The 14,726-nt window shown below is 59.7% G+C and carries 18 protein-coding genes; 7 read left to right on the top strand and 11 right to left on the bottom strand.

All coding sequences use genetic code 11. The annotated features are described in order from the left end of the window. The first annotated feature begins 12 nt into the window (after window positions 1-12). From JJB09_RS08170 to JJB09_RS08160, 3 genes are all read left to right on the top strand, one after another. The gene (locus JJB09_RS08170) at window positions 13-891 is read left to right on the top strand and encodes a cytochrome c1 (protein WP_201655884.1); all 879 of its coding nucleotides are present in this window, start codon (window positions 13-15) and stop codon (window positions 889-891) included. Window positions 892-1,032: 141 nt separating this feature from the next. Continuing rightward, complete coding sequence (locus JJB09_RS08165; RefSeq protein WP_201655881.1) at window positions 1,033-1,575, top strand: adenine phosphoribosyltransferase; 543 nt, start codon at window positions 1,033-1,035, stop codon at window positions 1,573-1,575. Between the two features lie 20 nt (window positions 1,576-1,595). Further along, window positions 1,596-2,240: a ThuA domain-containing protein gene (locus JJB09_RS08160; RefSeq protein WP_201655877.1), complete on the top strand. Its 645-nt coding sequence runs from the start codon at window positions 1,596-1,598 to the stop codon at window positions 2,238-2,240. Between the two features lie 6 nt (window positions 2,241-2,246). Here the strand turns inward: JJB09_RS08160 and JJB09_RS08155 are convergent, their stop codons facing one another. Continuing rightward, the gene (locus tag JJB09_RS08155) at window positions 2,247-2,714 is read right to left on the bottom strand and encodes a MaoC family dehydratase (RefSeq protein ID WP_201655873.1); all 468 of its coding nucleotides are present in this window, start codon (window positions 2,712-2,714) and stop codon (window positions 2,247-2,249) included. After that, window positions 2,711-3,175: a MaoC family dehydratase gene (locus tag JJB09_RS08150; RefSeq protein WP_201655870.1), complete on the bottom strand. Its 465-nt coding sequence runs from the start codon at window positions 3,173-3,175 to the stop codon at window positions 2,711-2,713. Before JJB09_RS08150 ends, JJB09_RS08155 begins: the two co-directional genes overlap by 4 nt. Window positions 3,176-3,239: 64 nt before the next feature. Here JJB09_RS08150 and JJB09_RS08145 point away from each other — a divergent pair, with 64 nt between their 5' ends. Next, entirely contained in the window at window positions 3,240-4,412 is a 1,173-nt protein-coding gene (locus JJB09_RS08145) for a hypothetical protein (protein ID WP_201655867.1), read from the top strand. Window positions 4,413-4,461: 49 nt separating this feature from the next. Here JJB09_RS08145 and ychF read toward each other — a convergent pair whose 3' ends face one another. Next, on the bottom strand, window positions 4,462-5,565 hold the full coding sequence (gene ychF, locus JJB09_RS08140; RefSeq protein ID WP_201655864.1) for a redox-regulated ATPase YchF: 1,104 nt from the start codon (window positions 5,563-5,565) through the stop codon (window positions 4,462-4,464). Window positions 5,566-5,821: 256 nt separating this feature from the next. Here ychF and dmeF point away from each other — a divergent pair, with 256 nt between their 5' ends. The 3 genes from dmeF (at window position 5,822) to clpS (ending at window position 8,506) form a co-directional block, all read left to right on the top strand. Further along, on the top strand, window positions 5,822-6,778 hold the full coding sequence (dmeF, locus tag JJB09_RS08135; RefSeq protein ID WP_201655861.1) for a CDF family Co(II)/Ni(II) efflux transporter DmeF: 957 nt from the start codon (window positions 5,822-5,824) through the stop codon (window positions 6,776-6,778). Between the two features lie 224 nt (window positions 6,779-7,002). Continuing rightward, the gene (locus JJB09_RS08130; RefSeq protein ID WP_201655858.1) at window positions 7,003-8,034 is read left to right on the top strand and encodes a magnesium transporter CorA family protein; all 1,032 of its coding nucleotides are present in this window, start codon (window positions 7,003-7,005) and stop codon (window positions 8,032-8,034) included. A 163-nt stretch (window positions 8,035-8,197) separates the two neighbouring features. Next, window positions 8,198-8,506 (top strand): ATP-dependent Clp protease adapter ClpS, encoded by a 309-nt coding sequence (gene clpS, locus JJB09_RS08125; RefSeq protein WP_201655855.1) that lies wholly within the window; start codon window positions 8,198-8,200, stop codon window positions 8,504-8,506. Between the two features lie 8 nt (window positions 8,507-8,514). Here clpS and JJB09_RS08120 read toward each other — a convergent pair whose 3' ends face one another. The 8 genes from JJB09_RS08120 to JJB09_RS08085 all read right to left on the bottom strand — a co-directional run bounded on the left by JJB09_RS08120 (window position 8,515) and on the right by JJB09_RS08085 (window position 14,605). Then, the gene (locus JJB09_RS08120; RefSeq protein ID WP_201655852.1) at window positions 8,515-8,847 is read right to left on the bottom strand and encodes a hypothetical protein; all 333 of its coding nucleotides are present in this window, start codon (window positions 8,845-8,847) and stop codon (window positions 8,515-8,517) included. Beyond that, a complete protein-coding gene (gene prmB, locus JJB09_RS08115) occupies window positions 8,844-9,797 on the bottom strand; it encodes a 50S ribosomal protein L3 N(5)-glutamine methyltransferase (RefSeq protein WP_201655849.1) in 954 nt (317 codons plus the stop codon). The genes JJB09_RS08120 and prmB overlap by 4 nt, the downstream gene beginning before the upstream one ends. Window positions 9,798-10,030: 233 nt before the next feature. Then, window positions 10,031-11,290 carry an ABC transporter substrate-binding protein gene (locus tag JJB09_RS08110; RefSeq protein ID WP_201655846.1) on the bottom strand — a complete coding sequence of 420 codons (1,260 nt, stop codon included), beginning with the start codon at window positions 11,288-11,290 and terminating at the stop codon, window positions 10,031-10,033. Window positions 11,291-11,356: 66 nt separating this feature from the next. Next, window positions 11,357-11,773 (bottom strand): hypothetical protein, encoded by a 417-nt coding sequence (locus tag JJB09_RS08105; RefSeq protein WP_201655843.1) that lies wholly within the window; start codon window positions 11,771-11,773, stop codon window positions 11,357-11,359. After that, window positions 11,770-12,822, bottom strand: a complete 1,053-nt coding sequence (locus JJB09_RS08100) for an aldo/keto reductase (protein WP_201655841.1) — start codon at window positions 12,820-12,822, stop codon at window positions 11,770-11,772. The genes JJB09_RS08105 and JJB09_RS08100 overlap by 4 nt, the downstream gene beginning before the upstream one ends. Window positions 12,823-13,030: 208 nt before the next feature. Further along, window positions 13,031-13,378, bottom strand: coding sequence for a TIGR04076 family protein (locus JJB09_RS08095; protein WP_201655838.1), 348 nt, complete (start codon window positions 13,376-13,378; stop codon window positions 13,031-13,033). A gap of 1 nt (window position 13,379) precedes the next feature. Further along, on the bottom strand, window positions 13,380-13,868 hold the full coding sequence (locus JJB09_RS08090; RefSeq protein WP_201655835.1) for a DUF3830 family protein: 489 nt from the start codon (window positions 13,866-13,868) through the stop codon (window positions 13,380-13,382). Then, window positions 13,865-14,605 (bottom strand): GntR family transcriptional regulator, encoded by a 741-nt coding sequence (locus JJB09_RS08085; RefSeq protein WP_201655832.1) that lies wholly within the window; start codon window positions 14,603-14,605, stop codon window positions 13,865-13,867. Before JJB09_RS08085 ends, JJB09_RS08090 begins: the two co-directional genes overlap by 4 nt. Window positions 14,606-14,726: the final 121 nt, after the last annotated feature.

Below are 14,726 nucleotides of genomic sequence, written 5' to 3'. Positions count from 1 at the left end.
AGGAGAACAACAATGAAAAAGCTTTTCACAAGCATCGTTGTCGCAGCAGCCATCGCCGGTTCGGGCGCTGGCTTCGCGAACGCAGCGGAAGAAGCCCACGATCTGGCGGCTCAGGTCCATCATGCAGTCGAAGGCGGTCACTTCCCGGTGTTGAAGCCGGAAGAACAGAAGTGGACCTTCTCCGGCATTTTCGGCAAGTATGACAAGGCTCAGCTTCAGCGCGGCCTCAAGGTCTACAAGGAAGTCTGCTCCGCCTGTCATTCGATGAGCAAGGTGGCCTTCCGCAACCTCGAGGATCTCGGCTACACCGAAGCGCAGGTCAAGGCATTCGCCGCTGACTACGAAGTGCAGGACGGACCGAACGCCGATGGCGAGATGTACAGCCGAAAGGCTGTTCCGTCTGACTACTTCCCGTCGCCATTCCCCAACCATGAAGCAGCTGCCGCTGCCAATGGTGGGGCTGCACCGCCTGACTTCTCGTTGCTCGCCAAGGCGCGCGGCGTCGAGCGCGGCTTCCCGCAGTTCGTCATCGATATGGTTGTTCCCTACCAGGAAGGCGGCCCGGACTACATCCACGCGCTGCTTACCGGTTATGTGGATGCGCCTGCCGGCGTGCAGGTGGCCGAAGGTACGCATTTCAACCCGCATTACGTGGGTGGTACGGCCTTGAAGATGGCAAAGCCGATCTCCGACGATCAGGTCACCTATGACGATGGTAGCCCGCAGACGCTCGAGCAGTATTCGAAGGACGTTGCCGCATTCATGATGTGGGCGGCGGAACCGAAGCTGGAAAACCGCAAGCGCACCGGCTTCATGGTCATGGTGTTCCTGGCGGCCCTCGGCGCACTGGTCTTCCTGACCAAGCGCGCTGTCTATGCCAGCAAGCACTAAGCTTCGGCGATAAATAATACGAAAAGGCGGCCCCCAAGGCCGCCTTTTTTGCTGTCAAGAGGATGGGACATTGGTATGGTCCCGCGCACCGGGGCAACCACTGCTCCACAGACCCAGACTTTCCACAAGATGGATGAAGACATGAGTTCAGTTCAGGAGACGCTCCGCGCGGCCATTCGCAACATTCCCGACTATCCCAAGCCGGGCGTCATGTTTCGCGACATCACCACGCTGCTCGGCAATCCGCAGGCGTTTCGGCGGGCGATCGACGAGCTCGTCCATCCGTTCGCGGGCACCAAGATCGACAAGATTGCCGGCATCGAGGCACGCGGCTTCATCCTAGGCGGCGCCATGGCGCACCAGATGTCTGCCGGGTTCATTCCGATCCGCAAGAAGGGCAAGCTGCCGCATGATACCGTGCGCATCGCTTACAGCCTGGAATACGGCGTCGACGAGATGGAGATGCATCGCGATGCGGTCCAGCCCGGCGAGAAAGTCATCCTGGTGGACGACCTGATCGCGACCGGCGGAACTGCCGAGGGTGCCACCAAGTTGCTGCGTCAGATGGGGGCCGAGATCGTCGCTGCCTGCTTTGTCATCGATCTGCCCGAACTCGGCGGTCGCAAAAAGCTGGAGGATCTGGGCGTCAAGGTTCAGACGCTGATCGAGTTCGAAGGTCACTGACCGGATCCCGGGGAGGGGCAATGGGAAAACGTGCGTTGGTGTTCTGGGGTGGCTGGGAAGGCCACACGCCGGAAAAGAGTTCGGCCGTTGTACGCGCGATGTTGGAGGGCAACGGCTTTGACGTTGCCGTTCGGCAAGGCACCGGATGCCTTGCCGAAAGCGATCCTTCAGGCTTCGATCTCATCGTTCCCGTTGTCACGATGTCGAGTATCGAGAAGGAAGAACTGGGCGCGCTGCTTGCCGCAGTAAGGTCGGGTGTGGGTCTCGCGGGATTTCACGGCACGATGGGAGACAGCTTCCGCAACGAGCCGGAATACCAGTTCATGGTCGGAGGCCAATGGGTATCCCACCCCGGCAATATCATCGACTATCGAGTCAACGTCACCCGCGCCAATGACCCGATCATGTCCGGCATCGCCGATTTCGACTATCGCTCAGAGCAATACTACATGCATGTCGATCCCTCCAACGAGGTGCTGGCAACGACGACGTTTTCCGCCGAGCATCTCGACTTCATCGAAGGGGTGACGATGCCGGTGGTTTGGAAGAAGAGCTATGGCAAGGGACGCGTCTTCTATTCATCGCTAGGGCACGTGGCCGACGAGTTTGCAGTTGGCGAGATGCGGATGATTTTCGAGCGCGGTGCGCTTTGGGCTGCGCGGTAGATCAAGTCAATCGAACTCAACTACGGTGCAATCAAACCGCATCACCGTCTCGCCACGTTGGTTGACGCCTTCGTAGGTGAGGTCACAGATGTTGCGCCCGGGGCGGTTCGGCACCGCCCTGTCGTGGTTGAAGGTCATAGCGTAGGTGACGGTGTCGCCTGCGAAGACCGGCTTGAGCCATTTGAGATTGCGCACGCCGGGAGAGGGGCCTAGCTTCGGCGGTTCGCCGCCTGCGGCGGCAATCTTGGCGGACTGCTCGAAAATGTTGGCGACGTTGCATTTCATCGCGGCGGAACAAACGTGCCAACCCGAGGCGCAAAGGCCGCCGAACAGTGACGATTTTGCCATTTCGGCGTCGACATGGAAGAAATGCGGGTCGAACTCTTGGGCGAATTCGACAATGCTTTCGGAAGTGAATGTGTAGGATCCGATGGTGACCGGCTCGCCGGGTTTCATGGCGTCTCTAAGTTTCATGCGTCGGCTCCCAGCCGCATCCTGAACATGCCGGGATTGTCCATGAACATCACGGTTTCGCCATTCTGGTTGATGATCGTGTGGTGCAACCGAACGATGCCGATACCGGGACGGGAATTCAGCGCACGGGCTTCGATAACTTTGGTCTCTCCACTGAGCGTATCGCCTGCGAGTACCGGCTTGCGCCATTCGATCGTATCGATGCCGGGGGCACCTTCGCTCGAAGACCAACGCAAAATGTTGTCATAGTACATCCGCATCGTCATGGAGCATGTATGCCAACCGGATGCGGATAGGCCTCCCAGTATGCTCGCCTTGCCGGCTTCTTCTGAAAGATGAAATGGTTGAGGATCGAACTCTTGGGCAAAACGGATGATTTCCTCTGCCGTTACTTTGCGGTCCCCATGCCGGAACACGCGACCCGGCGTGAGATCTTCGTACCAGTATCTGATATCTGACATTTTCTCTTGCATCGTCCTTCAGAAGCATCTCTTCTCGCAAATCATTTCAATGGAGCCGATGCAAGTGAATTATGACCTGGGCGATTGGGAAAGACGCAAGTCGGCGCTTGCGCCGGTGCTGGCGGCGGCTGCGGATGAAGGGCTGATCGTTCGCGAACAGGCGGCGCGGCTGGCGGAGTTCCTGCTTGGACGTGGTGTCGGTGTGCATGCGCTTCCCGCGAGCGTGGTCGCGGGCAATCAGCCAGAGACGCTCGATACCCCGATAGCATCCGAACGGCCCTCGGAACTGGAAGACAGTGAAGCGCCACGGTTCATCCGGGGCTTTCATGACATTCTTATCACCATCGGTATCATCATCGGGCTTTCCGGTCTGGTGGGGTTGGCGAGCGTCTACGCCGTCTTTCCAGCTGTTATCGTCCTCGGGGAGATCCTCATCCGCCGCCAGCGGCTGGCGCTTCCAGCTGTCGTGTTGACTGTTGCTTTCATTCTGGCTGCATGCATTGCCATTCAACCGCTGTTTGACGAAACATTCGGCATCATTGCGGCGCGCTGGCAACCCGCTTTCGCCGGCCTTGTGGTCATGGGATTGCTGGCGCTGTTCTACTGGCGTTATCGCGTGCCCATCGCATTTGCGCTGATGTGCCTTGCTGCCTATGGGACGATCGTGATGAGCATTGCGGCTGTCATCCTGCAATCCTCGGGCGACATTTCCATTCTCGACAGGTACCCGCTGGTGCTGGCGGGGCTGATCGGCCTGTTTGCCGCGCTGATCTTCGGTACGGCGCTCTACTATGATTTCTCCGACAGGCTGCGTGCGACGCGCCGCTCCGACGTTGCCTTCTGGCTGCATCTGGCAGCGGCGCCTGCCATCCTCTACACCGTCATCACGCTTGTCTACTGGAGTGGGCAGTCGTGGTTCGAAGCCGGCACGACGGCGATGCAGGCGGCGATCATCGTTTTTGCGGTGCTGGTTCTGATGCTGATCGGCATCGTCCTCGACAGGCGCGCCTTCGTGACCTCGGGGCTGCTGTCCTTCGGCTATGCATTCAAAGTGCTGCTGGAAGAGGGCGGCATCGCGCAGTTTCTCGCATCGACCGACAATATCGGTTTCGTCATCCTGCTCGCTGTCGGGGTGATCGTTTTAACCCTTGGCATAGGCTGGAAGCCGCTGAGGCGGGTGGTGATCAAGACATTGCCGGATTCGCTGGTCGGCAGGGTGCCGCCGGTGCTGGGCTGAAGATTGCCCGCGAGCATATGAAAAAGGCGCCCGAAGGCGCCTTTTTCATTTAGGTGTTGAAGCGGAAGTGGATCACGTCGCCGTCCTGGACGACATATTCCTTGCCTTCGTCGCGCGCCTTTCCGGCTTCCTTGGCCGGCACTTCGCCGCCGAGGGTGACATAGTCCTCATAGGCGATGGTGAAGGCACGGATGAAGCCGCGCTCGAAATCCGTGTGGATGACGCCAGCGGCCTGTGGCGCCTTGGTGCCGCGTACGATTGTCCAAGCGCGTGTTTCCTTGGGGCCGACCGTGAAATAGGTGATCAGGTCGAGCAGGTGGTAGCCGGCGCGGATCAGACGGTCGAGGCCTGCTTCCTCTAGCCCGAGGGCGGCAAGAAACTCCTTGGATTCTTCGTCGGGAAGCTGGGCGACTTCGGATTCGATCGCTGCGGAAATTACCACGCATTCCGCGCCCTGGCTCTCAGCCATCTTGGCGACGGCTTCGGTGTGTTCGTTGCCGCTGACGGCATCGGCTTCGGCCACATTGCAGACGTAGAGCACCGGGTGCGAGGTCAGCAGGTTGAGGCCCTTGAGGATCTCGATCTCGTCGGCGGCAAGCGTCTTCAGTAGCAGGCGAGCCGGCTTGCCGTCGTTGAGCAGCTTGAGCACGGCTTCCATGACCGGAAGTTGCGCCAGCGAATCCTTGTCCTTGGAGGAGGCCCGCTTGCGGGTCTGGTCGACGCGACGCTCAAGGCTTTCGAGGTCAGCGAGCATCAGTTCGGTTTCAATCGTGTCGGCATCGCCGACCGGATTGATGCGGCCTTCGACATGGGTGATGTCGTCGTCTTCGAAGCAGCGCAGCACGTGGACCACGGCATCGACTTCGCGAATATTGGCGAGGAACTTGTTGCCGAGGCCTTCACCCTTGGATGCGCCACGCACGAGACCGGCGATATCCACGAAGGAGATGCGGGTCGGGATGATTTCCTTGGAGCCGGCGATCGACGCGAGCTTCTGCATGCGCGGATCGGGCACGGCAACTTCGCCGGTGTTCGGCTCGATCGTGCAAAACGGATAATTGGCGGCCTGTGCTGCCGCCGTGCGTGTCAGCGCGTTGAAGAGAGTGGACTTGCCGACATTCGGCAGCCCGACAATTCCGCATTTAAAACCCATGGAAGTATGTCCGGTCTTTGAGATCTCGATTGCCCTTGCCTATGGGCAATGCGGCCGGGAAGGTCAAGGGAGGAAGGGGAATTGACTGGAAAAACGTTGGCGGAAAGATGATGCGTGCGGTGGAATATACCGGTCTCACCAAGGCGTCATGCTCATGCCGCCAAGATGGCCTAGGAGTTTGTCATCGCCATATCAGCCGGGATGTGTCCTCCTCCGCCGGAGATGAACGGATCCAAACCATTGTGAGGTCCACGAAATGAGCGAGCAGTTCGTCCGCCTGGGAACTCCCCACCCGCATGTCTTTCTCGGGCAAAACCATGCGCGCAACGAGCGCCGCACCTGGCTTACGATCGTGCTCACAGCCGCGATGACGGTGGCGGAAATTGTTGCCGGCACTGTCTATGGCTCAATGGCGCTGACGGCTGATGGCTGGCACATGTCCACGCATGCGGCCGCGCTGCTGATTGCCGCGCTGGCCTATCTCTATGCGCGCCGGCATGCGCACAATCCGAATTTCACCTTCGGTACCGGCAAGCTTGGCGATCTCGCCGGTTTTGCCAACGCCGTCGTGCTGGCACTCATCGCGGTGCTCATCGGCTGGGAAAGCCTGGTGCGTCTCTATAGCCCGGTTGCAATCGACTTTTCCCAAGCCATTGGCGTCGCTGTGCTCGGCCTCGCTGTCAATATGATCAGCGCCTGGCTCTTGCGGGAGGATCATGGCCATAACCATGGCGGCCATCGCCATGATGGCGGCCACCATCACGCGCATCACGGATACAGTCATGTTGCAGACAACAATCTGCGCGCCGCTTATCTGCACGTGCTTGCCGATGCGCTGACATCGGTTCTTGCCATTGTCGCATTGGTGCTGGGAAGCCTTTACGGGTGGATCTGGCTCGATCCGGTCATCGGCGTCGTGGGTGCGGTTGTCATCGCCCGCTGGTCGTGGGGCCTGATCCGGCAGTCCGGTGCGGTGCTCATCGATTATGCCCCGCCGGGTGAAAACCTGCCCGCACAGATACGCTCGGCAATTGAAGGCGAGGGCGATGAGATCACTGATCTGCATGTCTGGCAGCTTGGTCCCGGCCATCATGCGGCGATCATTTCCCTGCAGTCGCTGAAACCACAGTCTCCTGCCTGCTACCGGGCAAAGCTAGCCCATATCGATAATCTTTCGCATGTGACGATCGAGGTCGAGCCCCGGGCCGTTTGAGCGACAGCGCGAGGTCTCGCTGCATCGTTTGCGCGCTGTTGACAAGCTCGGATGCGAGGCGCATAGCCAATTTCGATGGCGTGGCTTTCTTTGCCATCTTCTCAAAAGGACAACCCCGATGAACCCCGACAGTCGAAGTTCGGCGTCAAAATCATGCCTGTTTCGGTGATTTGATCTTAGGGGTCGCTCTCCGGACGGGCTGCAAGGCTTGCAAGGAGAGTAACATGCTGCGCATCTACGCACGTGAAGCGGACCGGTTGGTCCGCGTCGAAGCAAACGCTTCCGCGCCCGAAACCGAAATCCAGCTCCAGTCGGAAGTCCTGTCTCTGGTCCAGCCGCAGTTGTCAGTGTGGTATGATCTCGTCAATCCGCTGTTGTCGGAGAGCCGGCTCGTCGAACACGAACTTGGTATTGCACTTCCCTCCCGCGACGAGATGGAAGAGATCGAACTCTCCGCACGTCTCTATCAGGAGGACGGGGCAGAGTTCATGACGATCACGGCGCTGACCGATCTCGACAGCGACGATCCGCGCAAGACGCCGGTAACCTTCGCGCTTAAGGGGCCGAGCCTCGTCTCTATTCGCTATGCCGACCACAAGCCGTTCGATGTCTTCAGCAACCGGGCTCAGCGTGCCAAAGGTACGGGCGTGGCGATCACCGGCGAGTCGATCATGATCGGGCTGCTGGAATCGCTGATCGACCGGATGGCGGACACGCTTGAGCGGCTGGCCAACGAGATCGATACGATCTCGCGAGATGTGTTTCGCAACAAGGTGGCGAATGCTCAGAAGAAGACCCATGACCTGCAGTCGCTGATCGAACAGATCGGCCGCAAGGGCGATTTCCTCACCATGGTTCGCGAAAGCCTTGTCAGCATCTCGCGGCTCATCAGCTATCACACGGCGCTGGAAACGAGCGCCCGCAAGATTTCCAAGGATGCCCGCCAGCGGATCAAGCTGATCCAGAGGGATGCGACTTCGCTCGGCGAACATGCGACCTTCATGACGAGCAAGATCAACTTCCTGCTCGATGCGACGCTCGGCCTGATCAATCTGGAGCAGAACCAGATCATCAAGATCTTCACCGTGGCTTCTGTGGTGTTCCTACCGCCGACCTTGGTGGCTTCGATCTATGGCATGAACTTCGATATCATGCCGGAGCTGAAGTGGGGCATCGGCTATCCCTGGGCGATGCTGCTGATGGTGCTGTCGGCCGCCATGCCATTCCTGTATTTCAAGAAGCGCGGCTGGCTGTGATGGGTTGAACGCATGGGAGATGGCCGTCTCTCGTACGTCCGGTCGCCGAATGTCTTGAAATCGAGATCTTCGCGATGCAGAATAATAGAACTGGTACGGGGTTTCGCGATCAGCGCTGTATCGGAATTTTCAACTGTTATCTCATTTGTCATCGGAGACACCGATGAGCGACGATATTGTCCTGACGCCCAAGACCAAGATCAAGCCGAAGATCGACAAGCCTCGGCTCTACAAGGTCATCCTCTTCAACGACGATTATACGCCGCGTGAATTCGTCATCATGATCCTGCAGGCGGTGTTCAGGACCGGTGAGTCCGCCGGCTACCACATCATGATCACGGCGCACCGGAAGGGCTCCTGCGTCGTGGCGGTCTATGCGCGCGATATCGCCGAGACCAAGGTCAAGGAGGCGATGGACTATGCCAAGGATGCAGGCTTTCCGCTGATGTTCACGGCCGAGCCGGAGGAGTGAGCCCAGTTCTATATGACTATTTTTTCGAGCAATATCTGGACGGCGGTTTCGAGGCCGCCGCCGCCATTCATTTGTGCAATGGTTTCGCCGTAACGGCAGTGTTCTGAGACATAAAAGCCATCGTACATTTCATCATAGTAGTCGTCATACCAAATATGGGAGGTACCTATTATAGCCACCACCCAAGCTTCCGGAACCGGGTTTGAATGTGGTTTGTAGGTCCACTTTTCCGGCGTGATGCTGATGGTTTCCCAGAGTCTCCTTTGTGCAAGAGACATGTTTTTCCATGCGTCGTTGATCAAGACCCAGATTGCGGCTTCATCTGCTCGACGCTGGCTCACTTCTTCTTCTTTTTGTCCGTGACACCCAGTGCTTCGGCGGTAATCCAGAACACTTCGCCCTGCGACTCCTCCGTATCGAGCCAGAAGAAATCGAGGTCGGGATACTCTTCCTCGATGATCTCGCGGCCGGTGCCGATCTCGCAGATCATGCCGCCGCCGGGATTGAGGTGCTTTGGCGCCTCGGAGATCAGCCGGCGGACGAGGTCGAGCCCATCCGGCCCGCCATCTAGCGCCATGGCCGGCTCGGTCTGGTATTCCTCGGGCAGAACAGCCATTTCCTCGTGATCGACATAGGGCGGGTTGGTGATGATCAGGTCGTAGCGCTTGTTCTTGAGCGGCCCGAACAGATCCCCGTGATGGAGATTGAGGCGTTCTTCCAGATTGTGTTCGGCGACGTTGAGCTTTGCGACTTCGAGGGCATCGGGTGACAGGTCGACCGCGTCGACCTCGGCATTCGGAAACAAGCCGGCGGCGATGACAGCCAGGCAGCCTGAACCGGTGCAGATATCGACGACGCTTTCCACACCAAAGCGGTCGGGCAGATAAACCGACTCTTCCCCATCCGCGTCCGCATATTCGGAAAACAGGATCTCGCCGATGTAGGAGCGTGGAACGATGACGCGTTCGTCAACGATGAAGCGGATGCCCTGGATGTAGGACCGGCCTGTCAGGTAGGCGGACGGCTTGCGGGTGGCCACCCGCGCCTCGATGCGTTCGGCGAGCAGTTTTCGCTCGGAAGCGGTGAGCTTGGCATCAAGGAAGGGATCGAGTGTGTCGATCGGCAGATCGAGGCTGTCGAGCACCAGGAAGGCGGCATCGTCAGTCGCCGTCGTCGTTCCGTGGCCGAACGTCAGATTGGCGGCGCGAAAACGGCTGATGGCATAGCGCCAGAAATCGCGCAGCGTGACGAGTTCTTCGGCGATCCGGTCAGGGGAAAGTTCCTGTGGCATGTAACATCCAATCGTAGTTTGATTGCACACGAATACACGCGATGGGCTGCCATGGCCATAGAATCCCTCCAGACAGACCGGCGGATTTCACAGACTGGTTAGCAAGTAAGCTTAAAATCGAGAATGCAGCCCGCGTCGTGTCCTACCCGACCGCTGCCGCCCTATGCCAATGGATAGCAAAAAAGCCGGCGCAACAAGAGCTGCACCGGCCGTCATGTGCGTTGAGCACTTACTTACTGGATCTGAGACTGCAGCTTGCCGACGTCGTCGGTGGTCATTTCGCCTTCGGTCTCGACCTTGCCGTCCTTGATCTTCCAGAGACGGAACGGGCCGGTGATGTCGCCGTACTTGTCGAAGCTGACCGGACCGATAACGCCTTCGTAGCGGATCGGCTTGCCGTCCTTGATCAGGCCGAGCGCCTTGGCGAACTCTTCCTTGCCGGCATAGATAGGCGTGCCGGCGGGATCGACGGCCTTGAACATGGCGTCCTTGATCTTGGCCGGATCTTCGGAGCCGGCGATGGCAATCGCCAGGCCGACGATCGCACCTGCGTCATAGGAACGGTCGGCAGCCGGGTTGGACGGCTCGATACCGGAGAAGTCCTTGTAGTTCTTCATGAAGTAGTCGGTGGAAGCTGTCGGGCTTGTGCCCGAGGAGGTGCCATAGGCGTCCTTCAGGTATTCCGCGCCGACCGAGTCGATGAAGTCGGGGCTGTTCATGCCGTCGTTAAGCAGGAACTTCTGCGGGCCGCCCTGCGAGATCCAAGTACGGGCAATGGTCGCGCCATCAACCGGATAGCTGATGAGATAGAGGCCATCAGGCTCACCACCCATGGCGGCGGTGACTTCCGATGCGTAGCTCGACTGCTTTTCGTTATAGGGCGTGGTGGAAATGATGGTGCCGCCGAGCGCCTTATAGGCGCGCGCGAATTCCGCCACCATGTTGACGCCGAAGTCGTTGTTGACATGGATGATCGACAACTTCTTGAAGCCCTTGTCGACGGCATACTTTGCTGCAGCAACACCCTGAAGTGCGTCAGACGTGATGGTGCGGAAGAAGATACCGTTGGTCTTGCCGTCGCGGCCGAGCGCCGTCAGTGTCGGCGAGGACGATGCCGGCGAGACCTGGACGATTTTCGCCGGGCCAGTGACCGAGGTCAGGATCGGGATCGAGACGGAGGAAATGATGCCGCCGATGACGACGGGCACTTTCTTGACCTGAACGAGCTGGGTCGCAGCGTCGACGGCGACATTGCCCTGGCTCTGGCTGTCACGGGTATCAGTGACGAGATCGCAGCCACGCACGCCGCCGGCTTCGTTGATGTCGCGGAAGGCCATCTCCACGGATTTTGCACCGGCCTGGCCATATTCGCCGGCGGGGCCGGTCAGTTCCATCACGAGGCCGACCGTGATCTTGCAGTCGGCGGCATTGGCGATGCCGGCAACGCCGGTCAGCAGCAATGCGGCAGTCAGTTGAAGGATAGTCTTCTTCATGGTGGTTCCCCTTGTTAGGTGTGATGTGTTCCCAGTTTAAGGTACGGAGGCTATAGGCGTGACCTGTCAGTTTTCTGCCGTCTGCATCCAGGTTTCATGCAGGTGGCGCCATTCGACGCCTGATGGCGCCGATGAACTCTTGGTGAAAAGGGCGGTGGCGCGGCGGGCGGTCTTTACCCCCTTGCGCTGCTGCTTTTCGATATAGGAGACGACGATCGCGTCATCGCTTTCCCAGACGGGACGGATGTCCGAAATGTCGATGCTGAAATCGCCGTCGAATGTGTCCCGGCAGTCGCGGACATAGCCAACGAGTGCCTGCCGGTCGAGGATCGCCCCGCTCGGCGCGATCATCTGCATGCCGTCGCCCATCGACTGGTCGAAGCGGCTGAAATCGGCATCGGCCGATGTTACCTTGTCGAACCATGCGACGAAGAAGCGGTGTAGCGCGATGATCTCGGCGCTGGCGCGATCGAACAGGTTCATTTCTTCCCCGCATTCAGGTTGTAGTGCATGATCGAACCGTGCCGGCCGGTGCGGTCCCGCTCCAGCGTATAGACGTCGCCCTCGGGGCCGGTGCTCCGGGCGATGACGGCTTCGATCCGCGCACGGTCTTCGGCTGTCAGCTCCATATCCATGATCCTGGCATTGGCCATGGCGTGTTCCTGGTTGCGTGCGCCGACGATGACGGCGGCGACCTGCGGCTGGGTCAGAACCCAGGCGCTGGCAACGGTGGCGATATCGACGCCATGGACGTCACCGATGGCCTTCAGCGTCCGCAGCATTTCCTGGAACAGGTCCCAGCCGCCGAAATCGTCGATGATCAGCTTGTACTTGACCAGCGAGCGGTTCTCGAGCGGCATCTCCGGTTCCGGCTGGCCGAGCCATTTGTCGCTGATGAAGCCGCCGGCGACCGAACCGTAGCACAGGAACTTGATGTTGTGTTCCGCCGCGAGGGCTGCCAGATGATGGGCGGGCCGTTGGTCGAGAACCGAATATTGCAGCTGTTGGCTGACGAGCGGGACGCCGGCCGCCAGGATTTCGGTCAGGCGCGGCGTGTCGAAATTGGTGGTGCCGACATTTCGGATCTTGCCCGCGATGTGCAACTCGTTCAGCCAACCCATGGCGTCCACGTAGGCAGGGTAGTCGTAGTCCCACCAGTGAAACTGCACCAGGTCTATCTGATCGGTTTTCAGCCGCTTGAGCGACTGCTCGACGATGCCGCTCACATAGTCGCGGCTGATGCGCGGCAGCACTTCGAGGTCCGGCACGAACTTGGTGTGTACCTTCATCTTCGCTGCGGCATCGGCACCGCGATCGTTGGCGAGCTTCAGCCGGGCTTCACCGATCAGTTCTTCGACACCAGTATAGATGTCGGCGCAGTCATAGGTCGTGATACCAGCGTCGAAGGCAGCGACGAGATCGCTGACCGCCTGCGCGCGATCGACAGCGCCGTGGCCGCCGGCCAGCTGCCAGCCGCCACGGATAACGCGGGAAATGTGATAGCCGGGGCTGAGTTCAAACGTCTTGGTCATAGTGTGCGATTTCCGGATTGGTTAAAGCGAAAATGAAGACTTGCCGCTTGCTCCCTCTTCCCCCCAGCGGGGAGAAGTGCCGAGCGTAGCGAGGCGATGAGGGGGCGACGTCGGGGCCTGGAGAAGGGCCCCCTCATCCGGCCTTCGGCCACCTTCTCCCCGCAGGGGAGAAGAGGGAGGCAAGCCTTTAATCGCCAGCCTTGCATCGTCATTCCGACTCCTTCGGCAACGGCACTGCGGTAGTCGCAGCATGGCTGAAACGGCGCTTGTCGAGCCTGACAATCCGCAGTCGGCTTGCGCAGTTCGGGTCGGGGCAGGCGATCTCGGCGTCCGAGGTCATCCAGTCGTTCTTGTGGGTCGGGCGTTGCTTGGCCGCCAGCAGCGGCAGCACGGCGGAAATCGAATAGATCGAAAATCCCTGACCCGGCGGCATGGAGAGCATTTCGCCGCGCAACTCGAAATGGTCGCCTTCCTTTGCGCCGCAATAGATCGGTTTTCCCTCGGGGATCACCGCTTCGACCCTGAGATCGTAAAGTTCGAAACTATCGTCGCTCATCTCAGATCTCCACGCGGGCAAAGGTCACGTCACAGGCGCCGGACTTGCGGATTGCGCCGCAGGCGGCAGCGAAATGCTCGCGCTCTTCCGCCCGGACCTGCGCGACGACACTGCCGGCAAGCCAGCCGATCGGAAACAGCAGCCGGGCGCCGGCGCCATAGAAAAGGCCGATGTCGAAGATCGCATTGGGATTTCCGCCCCACATGCGCGGTGGAACATAGGAGAGGACGATATCGCCGGGCTGAGGATTGAGCGTGGCGTTTTCGGCGGGCAGGGCGACAGCATAGGCTGCGCCTTCGAGATGTGCGGGCGGGATCGGGCAGGAGATTTCCGGACCGGTCCACATCGCATGCAGGCCGCCGACGATCCGCGGTTCGGCGAGATAATCCCAGAAGAAGGCCGCGTTTTCGGGCGCCTTGGCGTCCAGCAACGGTGCGGTGACGGACAGGCCGGATTTCGGTTCGGTGATGAGGATGGCGCGGTTGCTCATGCTTGGTTTTCCTTGGATGTGGCTTCGGCCCGCAGCTTCTGGCGAAGAAAGGCGAACGGCCTGGATATGTCTGCCGCCAGCGCTTCGCGGGCCGCATCGGGATCCTTGGCGACGAGGGCCGCCACGATGGCGCGGTGGTAATGGGCCGTGTCGACCTCGCCCGCTTCGGAAAAGGCGTAGATCGCCACCCGGATGCAGGGGCCGGATTGCAGCCAGAGACTCTCGATCATCGGGATCAGCACCGAGGATCCGCAGGCGTGATAGATCTCGAAATGGAAGCTCTGGTTGAGCGTCACTTCGCGGTCGACATCCTTCGGCTGCTTGAGCGCGCGCATCTCGTCCCACTCCGCGAGCAGGCCTTCGACTATGGCGATCTGGCGCGGTGTCATGCGGGTGGCGGCTAATGCGATGGCTTCGCCTTCGATCAGAATTCGGGTGCGCAGCAGGTCGTCCATGCGCTCGAGCGTGATTGGCGGTACGCGCGCTGACCGGTTCGGCAGCGCCTCAAGCGCCTTTTCGGTGATCAGTCGCCCTACGGCCTCGCGCACCGGCATGGTGCTGGTTGCCAGCGCTTCGGCGAGTCCGCGGATCGTCAGCACCTGGCTTGGCTCGAACAGGCCGCCGATCAGCGCGCGGCGCAATTCGGTATAGACGCGGTCCTGTACGGTCTCGCGGCCAACCGGCGCCAGATGGCCTACGGCAAAATCACTGCTTTTATCCATAGCGGCCTTCGACATCGTGACTCCGTTCGGGGCGCTTCGATTTTCTGCTTGCGAAATATTTTAAGCCTAATATTGTGATCAATGCAAGTGTGATCACAGATCAAATATCACGAAATGGCTTTGACCCATTTCGGCC

This window comes from Phytoamicus setariae (genome assembly GCF_016722925.1).
Classification (GTDB): Bacteria; Pseudomonadota; Alphaproteobacteria; order Rhizobiales; family Rhizobiaceae; genus Rhizobium_E; species Rhizobium_E setariae.
Note: the sequence above shows the minus strand (reverse complement) of the source record. Positions and strands in the feature narration are given on the sequence as shown.